The sequence below is a fragment of the Rhizobium sp. 01N48 genome (assembly GCF_056399145.1).
This window is the reverse complement of record NZ_JBFTQT010000001.1, coordinates 62,601-76,937: the sequence shown is the minus strand read 5'-3', so window position 1 is coordinate 76,937 and position 14,337 is coordinate 62,601. Positions and strand designations below refer to the sequence as shown.

The window sequence follows — 14,337 nt, the reverse complement described above, 5'->3', positions numbered from 1 at the left end:
AGAAAAACCGGGAACGACATGAACGACAGCATCCGCTTTATCCTGAACGGCGAAGACGTCACGCTGAAAGACGTCAAGCCTACCGAGACGCTTCTCGATTTCCTGCGGCTGAAGCGTCGCCTGACGGGCACGAAGGAAGGATGCGCCGAGGGCGACTGCGGCGCCTGCACGGTTCTGGTCGGCCGGCTGATCGACGGCAAGTTGCACTATGAATCGGTCAATGCCTGCATCCGCTTCATCGGCTCGCTGAACGCCACCCATGTCGTCACCGTCGAGCATCTGGCCGCGAAAGACGGCACGCTGCATCCGGTGCAGCAGGCGATGGTCGACTGTCACGGCTCGCAATGCGGCTTCTGCACCCCCGGCTTCGTCATGTCGATGTACGGATTGTGGCTCGCAAACAGCAATCCCGATCGCGCCGAGATCGAAAAGGCGCTGCAGGGCAATCTCTGTCGCTGCACCGGCTACGAGCCGATCGTCAAGGCCGCCGAACAGGTGGCGAGGACGCGGCCGAGCGCGCTGTTCGACCCGCTGGAGCGCACCCGCTCCGACATCGTCGCGAGATTATGGGCGATGCAGGGATCGGGCACGATCTCGATCGCATCGGGCGAGGACCGTCTGCTGGTGCCGGGCTCGCTGGAGGCGCTGGCGCGCATTCTGGCCGACGAGCCGAAGGCGACCATCGTTGCCGGCTCGACCGATGTCGGGCTGTGGGTGACCAAGCAGATGCGGGCGCTGAACCCGGTGGTCTTCATCAATCATCTCCAGGAATTGCAGACGATTACGTCAGGCGAAGGCGGCATCACCATCGGCGCCGGCGTGACCTACACCCGCGCCTTGGAGACGATCGCCAGCAAGGTCCCGACGCTCGGCCGGCTGATCACCCGCATCGGCGGCGAGCAGGTGCGCAACATGGGCACGATCGGCGGCAACATCGCCAACGGTTCGCCGATCGGCGACAGCCCGCCGCCGCTGATCGCGCTCGGCGCCACCGTCAAGCTGCGCTCGACGGAGGGCACCCGCATGCTGCGGCTGGAGGATTATTTCATCGACTACGGCAAGCAGGACCGCCGCCCCGGCGAGTTCGTCGAAAGCCTCTTCGTGCCCTATCCGGCTGAGGACACGCATTTTGCCGTCTACAAGATCACCAAGCGCCGCGACGAGGACATCACCGCCGTGCTCGGCGCCTTCTATCTGACGCTGGATGAACAGGGCGACGTCAACGATGTGAGAATAGCCTTCGGCGGCATGGCCGGCACGCCCAAGCGCGCCCGCGCCGTCGAAAACGRACTCATCGGCCGGCCGTGGAATGAGGAGACGATCGAGGCGGTGCGAGATGCCTTCGACGCCGACTTCCAGCCGCTTTCGGATTGGCGCGCGACGGCTGCGTATCGGCAGCTGACGGCGAAGAATTTGCTGACGCGGTTCTATCTGGAGACGACGGGTGCGCCGGCGGAGCTGCGGCGGTTTGAGGAGGTGGCGTGATGATTGCTGATACGCAGCGTTGTGTCGTGAAGCCCCCTCATCCGACCCTTCGGGCCACCTTCTCCCCTATGGGGCGAAGGGAAGATGGAGCGAGCGGCCCACCCCAGGTCGGTGGCCCGAAGGGTCGGATGAGGGGGCCACGCGGCACGCACTCAATAATCACCCACACCCAAACACCCACCACAGGAGGCAACCCCTGATGGACAAGTCTGCCTTCCCCGACCCCACCTTCATCATCTCAGGCCCGATGCACGCCTCGCGCCGCCATGACAGCGCCCACAAGCACGTCACCGGCACCGCCGATTACATCGACGACCTTCCGGAGCCCGCAGGCCTGCTCCACGGCGCACTCGGCTTGTCGGACCGGGCGCATGCCGAGATCGTCAGCATGGACCTCTCCGAGGTCGCCGCCACCCCCGGTGTCGTCTGGGTCTTCACCGGCAAGGACGTGCCGGGGATCAACGACGTCAGTTCCAACGGCAGCCACGACGAGCCGCTGCTCGCCGAAACCAAGGTCGAGTTCCACCAGCAGCCGATCTTTGCCGTGATCGCCGAGACCCGCGATATCGCGCGCCGCGCCGCCCGCAAGGCGAAGATCGAGTATCGCGACCTCGCCCACTGGAGCGACATCGACGGCGCGCTGGAAAACGGCGGCGCGCTGGTCACCAGCCCGATGACGCTGAGCCGCGGCGAGGCGAAGAGTGAGATGGCAAACGCCACCCGCCGGCTGAAAGGCCAGATGCGGATCGGCGGCCAGGAGCATTTCTATCTCGAAGGCCAGATCGCCATGGCCATTCCCGGCGAGGACGACGAGGTCGCCGTCTGGTCCTCGACCCAGCATCCGAGCGAGATCCAGCACATCGTCGGCCATGTACTCAACATTCCCTCCAACGCCGTGACGGTGAACGTGCGCCGCATGGGCGGCGGCTTCGGCGGCAAGGAAACGCAAGGCAACCAGTTTGCGGCGCTGGCCGCCATCGCCGCCAAGAAGCTGAAACGATCAATCAAGTTCCGCCCCGACCGCGACGAGGACATGGCCGCGACAGGCAAGCGCCACGACTTCATGGTCGATTACGAACTCGGCTTCGACGAGGAAGGCCGCATCCACGCAGTCGACGCCACCTATGCCGCCCGCTGCGGCTTCTCGTCTGACCTGTCGGGCCCAGTCACCGACCGCGCGCTGTTTCATGCCGACTCGAGCTACTTCTACCCGCATGTGCACCTGACCTCGAAACCACTGAAGACCCACACCGTCTCCAACACCGCCTTTCGCGGCTTCGGCGGACCGCAGGGCATGTTGGGCGCCGAGCGTTTCATCGAGGAAATCGCCTATGCCGTCGGCAAGGACCCGCTTGAGGTCCGCAAGCTGAATTTCTACGGCCAGCCCGGCTCCGGCCGCACGCTGACGCCGTATCACCAGGAGGTCGAGGACAGCATTCTCGAGCGGATCGTCGGCGAGCTCGAGGAGAGCGCCGACTACCAGGCGCGGCGCCGAGAGATCATCGAGTTCAACCGCGACAGCCGCTACATCAAAAAGGGCATCGCGCTGACGCCGGTGAAGTTCGGCATCTCGTTTACGCTGACCGCCTTCAACCAGGCCGGCGCCCTCGTCCATGTCTATCAGGACGGCTCGATCCACCTGAACCATGGCGGCACCGAGATGGGCCAGGGCCTCTACACCAAGGTGGCGCAGGTTCTAGCCGACAGCTTCCAGATCGATATCGAGCATGTGAAGATCACCGCGACGACCACAGGAAAGGTGCCCAACACATCCGCCACGGCCGCCTCCTCCGGCACCGATCTCAACGGAATGGCCGCCTATGATGCCGCCCGCCAGATCAAGGAACGCCTCGTCGCCTTCGCTGCCGAGAAGTGGGACGTCCCGGTCTCCGAGATCGCCTTCCTGCCCAACCGGGTGCGCGTCGGCAACCAGGAGATCCCCTTCCCTGACTTCATCCGCCAGGCCTATTTCGCCCGCGTCCAGCTATCGGCCGCCGGCTTCTACAAGACCCCGAAGATCCACTGGGACCGCGCCGCCGGAAAGGGCACGCCCTTCTATTACTACTCCTACGGCGCCTCCTGCACCGAGGTCTCGATCGACACGCTGACCGGCGAATATCTGATCGACCGCACCGACATCCTCCACGACGTCGGCCGCTCGCTGAACCCTGCGATCGACATCGGCCAGGTCGAGGGCGCCTTCGTGCAGGGCATGGGCTGGCTGACGACGGAAGAGCTCTGGTGGGACGCCAAGGGACGCCTGCGCACCCACGCCCCCTCCACCTACAAGATCCCGCTCGCCTCCGACCGGCCGAAGATTTTCAACGTCAAGCTGGCCGAATGGTCCGAAAACGCCGAACAGACCATCGGCCGCTCCAAGGCCGTCGGCGAACCACCCTTCATGCTGGCGATTTCGGTGCTGGAAGCGCTGTCGATGGCGGTGGCGAGCGTTGCGGACTACAAGGTCTGCCCGAGACTGGACGCGCCGGCGACGCCGGAGCGGGTGTTGATGGCGGTCGAGCGGATGAAGGCGGTATGACGGGGAATGTGGGGTTTGGTGGGTTTGCTGGGCTCGCAGGATTTGCTGGCCTCGTGGGCGTGGCACACCCCCCTCTGCCCTGCCGGGCATCTCCCCCACAGGTGGGGAGATTGGCTGGGGGCACCCGATCGCTCCACGCTCAATTCTTGCGAAAGCCTCGCCACGAGTCGATCTCCCCCCTTGTGGGGGAGATGCCCGGCAGGGCAGAGGGGGGTATCACACCCACAAAGCTCACCTTCATAAACTCCGCCCATAAAGGCCCCACCACGACCAGCCTCATCCCCACAATCCCCCCGGTCATCCCAAAATGACCACCCTCCCCCAATTTCTCGTCACCCACCCCGACACCATCCTGATCGACATCACCGGCACCCAGGGCTCCACCCCGCGCGAAACCGGCACCTTCATGCTGGTCGCCATCGACACCATCTGGGGCACCATCGGCGGCGGGCAGTTCGAGTTCATGGCGATCGCCAACGCCCGCAAGCTTCTGCACGGCGCCGACGGCCGCGAGATGATGGATATCCCCCTCGGCCCGGAGATCGGCCAATGCTGCGGCGGGCGCACGCAGTTGCGGTTTCGCCGCGTGACGGAGGACGTGATCCGCGAGCTGGAGGAGCGGCGCAACGACGAGGCGGAGCGGCGGCCGGAGGTTTGGCTGTTCGGCGCCGGCCATGTCGGGCGCGCGCTCGCGACAGCGCTTTCGCCGCTGCCGCTCGACGTCACCGTGATCGAAACCCGCGAAGACGAACTCGCGCATCTGCCTGAAGGCATCAACGCCCGGCTCGTCGCCATGCCGGAAGCGCTGGTGCAGGAGATGCGCGCGGGCGCCGTCGTCGTCATTCTCACCCACGACCATGCGCTCGATTTCCTGATCGCCCGCGAGGCGCTCGCCCGTACCGATCTCGCCTATACCGGCATGATCGGCTCGGCCACCAAGCGCGCCACTTTCGCAAGCTGGCTGCAGCGCGAGGCGGGTGGCGAGAAGGAATGGATGGCGCGGCTGACGTTGCCGATCGGCGGCCAACAGGTGCGCGACAAGCGCCCGGAAGTGATCGCCGCCATGACCGCGGCCGAAATCCTGACCGCGCTCGCCGCCTACCGCGTCCGCGCATCCTCGATATAGGGATCGCGCCCGTCCATGAAGCCGAGGTCGCGCTTGACGCGATCCGGCATGCCCTCGAGATCCAGCCGGTCCGGTCGCGCCAGACGCACGGCAAGCCCTCGCAACTGATGCGCCAGCCCCTCGAAAGCCCGGCTAGGGGTCGGTTCGGCCACGCGTTGGGCCATGTGTTCGTCGGTTACGCAAGCCATGACATCACCTCGATAATCTGATCTGATGACTTGCAGATTGCGCCGATTAATGCTGCAATTCCAATCGAACAACCGTCTGCATGCATAAAGAGAACTTATCCATGAAGCTGTCCAAGCAGGTTCCGCTGAATGCGCTGCGCGTCTTCGAGGCCGTGGCAAGGCTCGGCAGCTTCACCAAGGCCGGCGACGAACTCGGCATGACGCAGACGGCCGTCAGTTACCAGGTGAAACTGCTGGAGGAGAATATCGGCGAGCCGCTGTTCCTACGCCGGCCGCGACAGATCAGCCTGACCGACACCGGCGAACTGCTGCTCCCGAAAGTGTCCGACGCTTTCGTGCTCCTGAACGAGGCAATGGCCGAGGCGCGCGGCGAGATCGAATCGACGCTGCTGATCAACACCATCGCCACCTTCGCCTCGCACTGGTTGGCGCGCCGGCTGGGCACCTTCCAGCTCCGGCATCCTGCGATCGCGGTACGGCTGTCGACGTCGGAAGCGCTGATCGACTTCACCCGCGAATCCGTCGACGTCGCCATCCGCTCGGGCGACGGCAACTGGCGCGGGCTGATCGCCGACAAGCTGCTCGATGTCGACTTCACCCCGATGCTGAGCCCGAAGCTGGCGGAAAGCGTCGGCGGCATCCACAAGCCGGAGGATCTGATGAAACTGCCGATCATCGGCGCCACCGATCCCTGGTGGCAGATCTGGTTCAAGGCGGCAGGCCTGACCGATCTCGGCCTGGAATCGCGCCCGCGCAGCCAGTATGGCTCGCAGACCTTCGAGGCGAGTGCGGCCATGGCCGGCCAGGGTGTCGCCATCCTGACACCAGCCTTCTATGGCGACGAACTCGCCCAGGGTCGCCTCTACCAGCCCTTCGAGATGACCTGCACCGACGATCGCGGCTACTGGCTGGTCTACGCCGAAAACCGCCGCAACGTCCCGAAGATCAAGGCCTTCCGCAGCTGGATCCTCGAGGAGATCGCCCGCGACAGGGAGAGCGCTCAGTAGCCCATTTCGGGCGCATAGAAGCAGCGCGGCGTATCCTCGTTGGGAAACAGGCAGAGATGATAATCGCCATCGCCCGATTTCATCGCACGGCCCATCGGCAGCAGGAAGACGTGGGCGTGGGTGACGAGCCGGTGGTCCCCCGGCAGAAGCGTCACTCGATAGCCGTTCGGCGTGATCGCGACGCTTTTCGGCGGGATCATCTGGCAATCGCCCGTCTCGTTGTCGCCGTTGCAACAATAGGGCTCGTACGCCCAGCCTGACGGGGCGTCATGGGCCTGAGCGCCACTGGTCTGGACGCCGGGGATTTGAACACAGGACGAAAAGGCAATCATCACAACCACAAGAATACTGCGCATCAGCATCTTCTCCGTCGATGAATGCGCCGCCACGCCGATGCGGTTTCCCCTCGTCTCGGCGGCCTTGAGTAAAACTGTAATGAAGTCTTGGCATTTCAATGGCGGCGGTCTGATCGGCTCTGCTTCACCGCGAGCATTCAAATGCGGTGGCGGGAAATATTTGCGCGCGGAGCCGGCATTATGTAAATTTGCGTAAATGTTGGGAGCGCTCGATATGCCGACCATTCGCTCGATCAACCTGCAGAAAAATCTCGGCGACGTTTCGAGTTTAGCCGATGTGGAAGCGGTGCCCAACGAGGCACCCAAATCCCGCCCCGCGCTTCATCGCCGGACGGCCGACCCGCTAGCTTCGACACCCGAGATCCCGGCTATTTCAATCAGGTGGCGGGCGACGCGCTGGCTGGAAAGCATCCCGAGGAGATCGCGCGCGAGATCGACAATGCGATGCGCCGCTGGAGACTGCGCTGATGGACAAGAAGATCGTGCCCAGGATTCCCCATGACAAAGCGCGGCCCGTGGAACTGACCCGTCCCAACGCGAAGACGATGGCCGCGATGGAAGAAGCAAGAGCCATCAAGGCTGGTTATGGCAATGTTTTCGGCACCGCCGATGAACTGCTTCAATCGCTCGAAGGCGCAAGATTGCCAAGTAAGGATATGCGGGACTGACACAGCGCTCCATTGGCGACATAGAGGGTAAGCGGCTGGAGCGATGGCACCCTAATTCCCACTCTACGTCCGAAAGCCGTGATTTCCGCACCTACAACGTGGCGGTGTTGCCCTAATCCCCCTTTTCTCCCGGCAAAACATTCTGCACACTGCTGAATCGGAGAGAATAGGGGAACTGAATGTATGAATACGCCATAGCGTGGGAATGGCTGGCCTTTGCGGCCCGCTGGTTCCACGTCATCACCGCCGTTGCCTGGATCGGCTCGTCCTTCTATTTCATCGCGCTCGATCTCGGCCTGGTGAAGCGTCCGCATCTGCCCGTCGGCGCCTATGGCGAGGAGTGGCAGGTGCATGGCGGCGGGTTCTACCATATCCAGAAATATCTGGTGGCGCCGGCGCAGATGCCCGAGCACCTGACCTGGTTCAAATACGAGAGCTATTTCACCTGGCTCTCCGGTTTCCTGATGCTCTGTATCGTCTATTACGGCGGCGCCGATCTGTTTTTGATCGATCGCCACGTGCTCGATGTCAGCGCCCCGGTCGCCATCGCCATCTCGCTTGCCTCGCTGGCCGTCGGCTGGATAGTCTACGACCTGCTCTGCAAGTCTCCGATCGGGCGGAACACCTGGGGCATGATGGTGGTGCTTTATGCCGTGCTCGTCTTCATGGCCTGGGGCTATACGCAGCTCTTCACCGGCCGCGCCGCCTTCCTGCATCTCGGCGCCTTYACSGCSACSATCATGTCGGCCAACGTCTTCATGATCATCATYCCCAACCAGAAGATCGTCGTSGCSGAYCTSATCGCCGGCCGMACGCCGGAYGCSAAATATGGCKMSATSGCCAAGCAGCGCTCGCTGCACAACAACTACCTGACATTGCCCGTCATCTTCTTCATGCTGTCGAACCACTATCCGCTGGCCTTTGGCACGGCCTATAACTGGGTGATCGCAGCACTTGTCTTCCTGATGGGCGTCACCATCCGCCACTGGTTCAACACCACCCATGCCCGCAAGGGCCGCCCGACCTGGACGTGGCTGGCGACCGTGATCCTGTTTATCCTGATCATGTGGCTTTCCACCGTTCCCAAGGTGCTGACCGGCGAGAAGGACGCAGCCGCCGAAACCGTCGCCCCGGCCTTCCAGCAATTCGCCGGCGATCCGCATTTTCCCGCCGTCAAGCAGCTCGTCGGCACACGCTGTTCCATGTGCCATGCCGCCGAGCCTGTTTATGAAGGCCTGGCGCGGCCGCCGAAGAACGTGATCCTCGAAAACGACGCAGAGATCGCGGCGCACGCCCGCGAGATCTACATCCAGGCCGGCCGCAGCCACGCCATGCCGCCGGGCAACGTCACCGACATCACGCCGGATGAGCGCAAGCTGCTCGTCGCCTGGTTCGAAAGCGCGGTCGAGGGCAAACGCGAATGATCAAAGGCCTCCGCCCCCTGCTTCTGGCCAATCTTATCGCCCTCTTCGGGCTGGCATGGACGGAAGCGCGGGCCGAGGAGGCCATTGCCAAACAGGAAGACGTGAAGACCACGGGCACCGTGCCTCCAAACATCTCTGGTGACATCACCGCCCCGACCGATCTCTGGGGCGAGGTCAATGTGCTGGGCACCGGCCCCTTCTGGGCGCTCAGCATCCGCGAGGGTCAGATCACCTTCAGCCGCGCGGGCAAGAACGACGTCATCACCATAAACCCCGGCCCGATGGCGATGACTGAAGACAGCGCCACATGGACCATCACTCACCCGCCGCAGCGCTACACGCTGACAGTCACCAAAGAGACCTGCGTCGACGGCGCATCCGCGAAGCGTTACGATCTTTCGGCAAAGCTGGTATTTCAGGGCAGGACATTATACGGCTGCGCCGCATCGGTGGCGGCCCTTCCCGCCAAACCGGCGCCCTGAGCCCTGTTCCGACGACGACACGCAATCGATAAAGGCGAACGCCCATGACCCAAACCCTTCTCCGCGGCCGCCTGCTCTCCTTCGTCAGGGCACCTCAGAGCCTGAACGACAGCGAAAGCTATCGCTACGAGACCGATGGCGGCTTGTTGATGGACAATGGCGTCATCGTCGAAAGCGGCCCCTATGCCGAGGTCAAGGCCAAGGCCAAAGCCGATACTGTCGAGATCGACCATCGCCCGCATCTGATCATGCCGGGGTTCATCGACATGCACCTGCATTTCCCACAGATGCAGGTGATCGCCTCCTATGCCGCCAATCTTCTCGAATGGCTGAACACCTACACCTTCCCCGAGGAATGCCGTTTCGTCGAAAGCGCGCATGCTCAGCGTATCGCCACGCATTTCTACGACGAGCTTATTCGCCACGGCACGACGACAGCAGTCGCCTACTGCTCCGTGCACAAGACCTCCGCCGACGCCTTCTTCGCCGAAGCCATGAAGCGCAACATGCGCATGGTCGGCGGCAAGGTGATGATGGACCGCAACGCCCCGCAGGGCCTGCTCGACACGCCTGAGATGGGCTACGACGAGACCCGAGAGATCATCGCCGAGTGGCACGGCAAGGGCCGCAACCACGTCGCCATCACCCCGCGCTTCGCCATAACCTCGACGCCCGCCCAGATGGAAGCGACGCAGGCGCTCGCCCGCGAATTCCCCGACCTCCACATCCAGACGCACCTCTCCGAGAACCACGACGAGATCAAGTTCACCTGCGAGCTCTATCCTGAGGCGATCGACTACACCGATATCTACGCCCGCTACGGCCTGCTCGGCGACAAGACCCTCTTCGGCCACTGCATCCACCTGTCGGAGCGCGAGGCGGACGCGATGAGCGAGGCCGGCGCCATCGCCGTCCACTGCCCGACCTCCAACCTCTTCCTCGGCTCCGGCCTCTTCCCGCTGAAGGCGCTGATGCGCCGCGACAAGCCGGTCAGGATCGGTGTCGCCACAGATATCGGCGGCGGCTCGAGCTATTCCATGCTGCGCACCATGGACGAGGCCTACAAGATCCAGCAGCTGCTCGGCGAGCGCCTGAACCCGCTGGAGAGCTACTACCTGATGACGCTTGGCAACGCCCAGTCCCTCTCGCTTTCCGACCGCATCGGCACGCTCGACAAGGGCACCGACGCCGACGTGGTGGTGCTCGATGCTAGCGCGACGCCGGCCATGGCCCTGAAGATGGAAGTGGTGAAAACGCTGCCGGAAGAACTCTTCCTGCTGCAAACCATGGGGGATGATCGCGCCATCGTCGAGACCTATGTCGCCGGTGTGGAGGCTAAGGGTGCTCTTCGGTAAACTTGAGACTTGCATGCCGGCCTGATAAAAAGGTCGGATGGCTGATACGATCAAACATCGAGCGATCTGGCGGGCGCTGACAACAGTCAACGCGCCACTGCCGAGCCATATCGACGCCGATACGCTCAGTTCATGCCTCGCCCTGTCAACGACCGATCCACGCTGGCGCCCGCATGTTCGCGCCTTCTTCCGCGAGGTCGGCGTCGAAGTCATCATTGACATGGTTGTCGAAGGCGCAATTACGTTCGATAGTCTTTCGAAGGCGCTTTCGTTCTGGAACGTCGATGAGGACTACGAGAATGCGCGATGGATCCGGGAGATGGCTGCCGACCCAGTGGCAGGAACTGATGCGGCTGACGCTGAGAGCGGTCGACTCCATCACGACAGCCGGTGAGCCCGCACCCGGCTGGACGTTCGGTGGCGGAACCGCGCTTGCCCTCGATCTGGGCCATCGGTTCAGCTACGACATCGACGCTTTTCTCGATTCCGCGAAACTGATCCAGAAGCTCGCTCCGGTTATAAATCCGGTCACAAGGTCCATCTGCTGGAATGACGAGACGCTGCGTCCCGACTACCAGTATCCGGGCCACTATCTGAAGCTCATTGTCAAAGGCATCGGTGAGATCGATTTTCTTGGCGCGTCGCCACTTCTTCAAGACGCGATTACCCCGCTTGAGTTCGAGGGACGCACCATTGTCCGCGAACGCCCCTGCGAAATCATCGCCAAGAAGATTTATCTGCGCGGCTCAACCTTCAAGGCCCGAGACATCTTCGATCTCGCAGGAACCTATATCGCCCTGCCAGCCGAACTGGCTCAGGCATCGTCCTCGCCGTTTCTAACGCCGGACATTTACAGCCGCGTCCGCATTCGCATTCAGGCCCGAATGAAAGCTTTCAAGGAAGAAATCGTCGAGGAGGTATATCCCACCGATTTCGGCCAAAGCTATATCGGCGACGCGTGCGAACGCGCGCTCGATGCATTGGACTTCATGGAACATGGCCCACGACAGTCCGCTTGAGGTCGGAGCGTCGAGACCTATGTCGCGGGTGTGGCGGCGAAGGGCGCGCTCTAACCCCGCCGATAGACCTGCGCGATGGCGCCCTTGGGAAACACGCGCGTGCTGACCAGCTGCAACTGCCTCGGCTGCGCCAGATCGGAGAAGATCGGCTGGCCGCGACCGAGCGCCAGCGGATAGACCATCAGCATATATTGATCGACCAGATCATGGGCGATGAGGCTGCGCGCGAAGGTGGCGCCGCCATGGGCGATGATCGGCTTGCCGTCTTTGGCCTTCAGCCTGGCGATTTCCTCGGCGAGATCGCCGCTCGCCACATAGGCCGTGTGCCAGCTATCGGCGCCGGGTTGCGGCTCGCCCGCTACAGGTGTCTCGATCGCTTGCGGCAGGATCGCGGCGCCCTTCTTCGAAAACACCGCTTTGGGAATCTGGTTCATCGCGGGTGCGAAGACGTTGGTCGATGTCGGCCAGAAGCGCGCCATTCCCTCGAAGGTGCGGCTGCCCATGATGTGCAGGCTGGCATTCCAGGCGTTCTCCACCTTCCAGGCGATCGCCTCCTCGTCGCCGGTGAAAATCCACTCGGTCTCACCCTCGGGGCCGCTGACAAAACCATCGAGCGTCATCGCCATGGCCAGGATCAACTCTCGCATCGCTTCCTCCTCTTGTGTTCTCCTCAAGGACGGATCGGTCAAAGCTATTCCGACACCCACCGAACCGGAAATCCGCATCTATTCAGCCATTGCACCGTCAACGCTCGCGCAACGCATCCATCACCGCCCGCACCAGCGGCACATCCTTGATGTCGCTGTGGACGACGAGCCACAAATCCCGCGTGATATCGGCGCCATCAAGATCGAGCCGCGCCAACCCCTGGACCTCTGCCATGAAATCGGGCAGCAGTGCCACGCCGCCGCCGGCCTTGACCGCCGCCACCTGAAACTCCAGCGTCGAGGCCCGGATCGCGATCGGCCGACCGGCGGCGATCTCGGCCAGCCGCTCCTCCTGCGGCGACGACGCCATCCCCTCGTCATAGCCGATAAACGTCCAGTCGCGCTCGTCGACCCGCTCGGCATAACCTGATGCCGCATAGGCATGGAAACCCACCTCGCCGATCTTCGAGACAGTCAGGTCGCCGCTCTCAGGCCGGTTGAGCCGCACCGCGATATCCGCCTCCCGCCGCCCGAGCGATGCATAGCGCGTTTCGCCGATGAGCGTGACGCGGATACCGGGATGTCGCGCTCTCAGCCGCACCAGCGGCGGCGCCAGAACAGCACCCGCATAGGCCGGCGGCGCGCTGATGCGGACCTCGCCGACATGGCTTTGATCGGCGCCGATGCCGCCCCGCGCGATGGTCATGGCATCGGCGCTCATGCGCTCGGCGATCGCGGCGACGCGCGCGCCCTCCGCGGTCAAAAGGATCCGCCGCCCGCGCCGGTCAACCAGCTTCGCGCCGATCTCGCGCTCCAGATGCGCCACCCGCCGCGACACCGTTGCATGCTCGACCCCGAGCGCCCGCGCGGCACCCGACAAGGTTCCGAGTTGCGACAGCGCCAGCAGATGGCGCAGATCTTCCCAATCAAGCATTGATCATTTTTTCCCAAGCGATGTGAGATCATAGGGAATTTTCAATCACGCAACCATCCCCCATCTTCGGCGCCAGACAGGCACAGGAGATCGGAATGGATATCGCAATCACCCTCGCCACCCCTGGCGGCATCGAACAGCTGCAGATGACCCCGCAAGAACCGCAGGCGCCGGGACCAAACGAAATCCGCATCCGCCACGACGCCATCGGCGTCAACTTCCTGGATATCTATCATCGCAAGGGCCTCTATCCGCTCCCCGCCTACCCCGCCGTCATCGGCGCCGAAGGTGCCGGCGTGGTCGAGGCGGTCGGCGCCGACGTCATGACTGTCTCTCCCGGCGACCGCGTCGTCTATATGGGCGCGCCCGTCGGCGCCTATGCCTCGACGCGCCTGCTGCCGGCGCATCGCGCCATCCGCCTGCCCGATGATGTCGGCTCGAAACAGGCCGCCGCCATGATGCTCAAGGGCATGACGGCCTATATGCTGCTCCACCGGATCCACGCGGTGACGCCTGAAAGCACCATCCTGGTGCACGCCGCCGCCGGCGGTCTCGGCACGCTTCTGGTGCGCTGGGCCAAGCACCTCGGCGCCACCGTCATCGGTACGGTCAGCAACGCGGAGAAGGCGGCACTCGCGACCGCAAACGGCGCCGACCATCTGGTGATCGGCCGCGATGCCGATCTTGTCGCAGACGTCATGGCGCTGACATCAGGGCGCGGCGTCGATATCGGCTATGATGGTATCGGCGGCGCGATGCTGGCGAAAACCATCCAGTGCATCCGCCCATTCGGCATGGCCGCGAGCGTCGGCCAGGCGGCGGGGCCGATACCGCCGGTGGCGATCGAGGCGCTCCGCCCGAACAAGTCTTTGTCGCACCCGAGCATCATGGCGGCGAGCATCGATCCGGCCTTCTACCTGGAGGCGGCCACGGCCGCGATCGAGGCCATCCGGCTCGGCATTCTCGCGCTTCCAACCCGCGAATTCGCCCTTTCCGATGCCGCCGCGGCCCACACGGAACTGGAGGCCGGACGGAGCAGCGGCAGCCTGCTGCTGATCCCCTGAGGGAACGCGAACACGAGCGGGAAAAGATACCGTTTCGAATGCA

General features: G+C 63.5%; 15 protein-coding genes. 11 read left to right on the top strand and 4 right to left on the bottom strand.

The genetic code is table 11. The features are described from left to right. Positions 1-18 precede the first annotated feature (18 nt). From xdhA to xdhC, 3 genes are all read left to right on the top strand, one after another. A complete protein-coding gene (xdhA, locus tag AC1DOG_RS00405) occupies positions 19-1,485 on the top strand; it encodes a xanthine dehydrogenase small subunit (protein WP_477926410.1) in 1,467 nt (488 codons plus the stop codon). A 199-nt stretch (positions 1,486-1,684) separates the two neighbouring features. Continuing rightward, complete coding sequence (xdhB, locus tag AC1DOG_RS00400) at positions 1,685-4,024, top strand: xanthine dehydrogenase molybdopterin binding subunit (RefSeq protein ID WP_477926409.1); 2,340 nt, start codon at positions 1,685-1,687, stop codon at positions 4,022-4,024. Positions 4,025-4,331: 307 nt separating this feature from the next. Then, complete coding sequence (gene xdhC / locus AC1DOG_RS00395) at positions 4,332-5,150, top strand: xanthine dehydrogenase accessory protein XdhC (protein WP_477926408.1); 819 nt, start codon at positions 4,332-4,334, stop codon at positions 5,148-5,150. On the opposite strand, the gene AC1DOG_RS00390 is transcribed toward xdhC, so the two are convergent. Then, positions 5,123-5,338 (bottom strand): hypothetical protein, encoded by a 216-nt coding sequence (locus AC1DOG_RS00390; RefSeq protein ID WP_477926407.1) that lies wholly within the window; start codon positions 5,336-5,338, stop codon positions 5,123-5,125. The genes xdhC and AC1DOG_RS00390 overlap by 28 nt on opposite strands. 101 nt (positions 5,339-5,439) lie before the next feature. Here AC1DOG_RS00390 and AC1DOG_RS00385 point away from each other — a divergent pair, with 101 nt between their 5' ends. Then, the gene (locus tag AC1DOG_RS00385) at positions 5,440-6,345 is read left to right on the top strand and encodes a LysR substrate-binding domain-containing protein (RefSeq protein WP_477926406.1); all 906 of its coding nucleotides are present in this window, start codon (positions 5,440-5,442) and stop codon (positions 6,343-6,345) included. On the opposite strand, the gene AC1DOG_RS00380 is transcribed toward AC1DOG_RS00385, so the two are convergent. Then, positions 6,339-6,701, bottom strand: coding sequence for a hypothetical protein (locus tag AC1DOG_RS00380; RefSeq protein ID WP_112437112.1), 363 nt, complete (start codon positions 6,699-6,701; stop codon positions 6,339-6,341). The two genes, AC1DOG_RS00385 and AC1DOG_RS00380, sit on opposite strands and share 7 nt — an antisense overlap. Positions 6,702-7,168: 467 nt before the next feature. On the opposite strand from AC1DOG_RS00380, the gene AC1DOG_RS00375 reads away from it, so the two are divergent. The 6 genes from AC1DOG_RS00375 to AC1DOG_RS00350 all read left to right on the top strand — a co-directional run bounded on the left by AC1DOG_RS00375 (position 7,169) and on the right by AC1DOG_RS00350 (position 11,649). Then, the gene (locus tag AC1DOG_RS00375; protein ID WP_477926405.1) at positions 7,169-7,369 is read left to right on the top strand and encodes a hypothetical protein; all 201 of its coding nucleotides are present in this window, start codon (positions 7,169-7,171) and stop codon (positions 7,367-7,369) included. 179 nt (positions 7,370-7,548) lie between these two features. Further along, the gene (locus AC1DOG_RS00370; RefSeq protein ID WP_477926404.1) at positions 7,549-8,793 is read left to right on the top strand and encodes a urate hydroxylase PuuD; all 1,245 of its coding nucleotides are present in this window, start codon (positions 7,549-7,551) and stop codon (positions 8,791-8,793) included. Next, on the top strand, positions 8,790-9,275 hold the full coding sequence (locus AC1DOG_RS00365) for a COG3650 family protein (protein ID WP_477926403.1): 486 nt from the start codon (positions 8,790-8,792) through the stop codon (positions 9,273-9,275). Before AC1DOG_RS00370 ends, AC1DOG_RS00365 begins: the two co-directional genes overlap by 4 nt. Positions 9,276-9,319: 44 nt before the next feature. Continuing rightward, positions 9,320-10,630: a guanine deaminase gene (gene guaD, locus AC1DOG_RS00360; protein ID WP_477926402.1), complete on the top strand. Its 1,311-nt coding sequence runs from the start codon at positions 9,320-9,322 to the stop codon at positions 10,628-10,630. A 37-nt stretch (positions 10,631-10,667) separates the two neighbouring features. Further along, positions 10,668-11,024 carry a hypothetical protein gene (locus tag AC1DOG_RS00355; RefSeq protein WP_477926401.1) on the top strand — a complete coding sequence of 119 codons (357 nt, stop codon included), beginning with the start codon at positions 10,668-10,670 and terminating at the stop codon, positions 11,022-11,024. After that, positions 10,978-11,649, top strand: coding sequence for a nucleotidyl transferase AbiEii/AbiGii toxin family protein (locus AC1DOG_RS00350; protein WP_477926400.1), 672 nt, complete (start codon positions 10,978-10,980; stop codon positions 11,647-11,649). Before AC1DOG_RS00355 ends, AC1DOG_RS00350 begins: the two co-directional genes overlap by 47 nt. A gap of 50 nt (positions 11,650-11,699) precedes the next feature. Here the strand turns inward: AC1DOG_RS00350 and AC1DOG_RS00345 are convergent, their stop codons facing one another. Then, complete coding sequence (locus tag AC1DOG_RS00345; RefSeq protein WP_477926399.1) at positions 11,700-12,296, bottom strand: dihydrofolate reductase family protein; 597 nt, start codon at positions 12,294-12,296, stop codon at positions 11,700-11,702. Positions 12,297-12,393: 97 nt separating this feature from the next. Beyond that, entirely contained in the window at positions 12,394-13,230 is an 837-nt protein-coding gene (locus tag AC1DOG_RS00340) for a LysR family transcriptional regulator (RefSeq protein ID WP_477926398.1), read from the bottom strand. A 95-nt stretch (positions 13,231-13,325) separates the two neighbouring features. On the opposite strand from AC1DOG_RS00340, the gene AC1DOG_RS00335 reads away from it, so the two are divergent. Beyond that, complete coding sequence (locus AC1DOG_RS00335) at positions 13,326-14,294, top strand: quinone oxidoreductase family protein (RefSeq protein WP_477926397.1); 969 nt, start codon at positions 13,326-13,328, stop codon at positions 14,292-14,294. Positions 14,295-14,337: the final 43 nt, after the last annotated feature.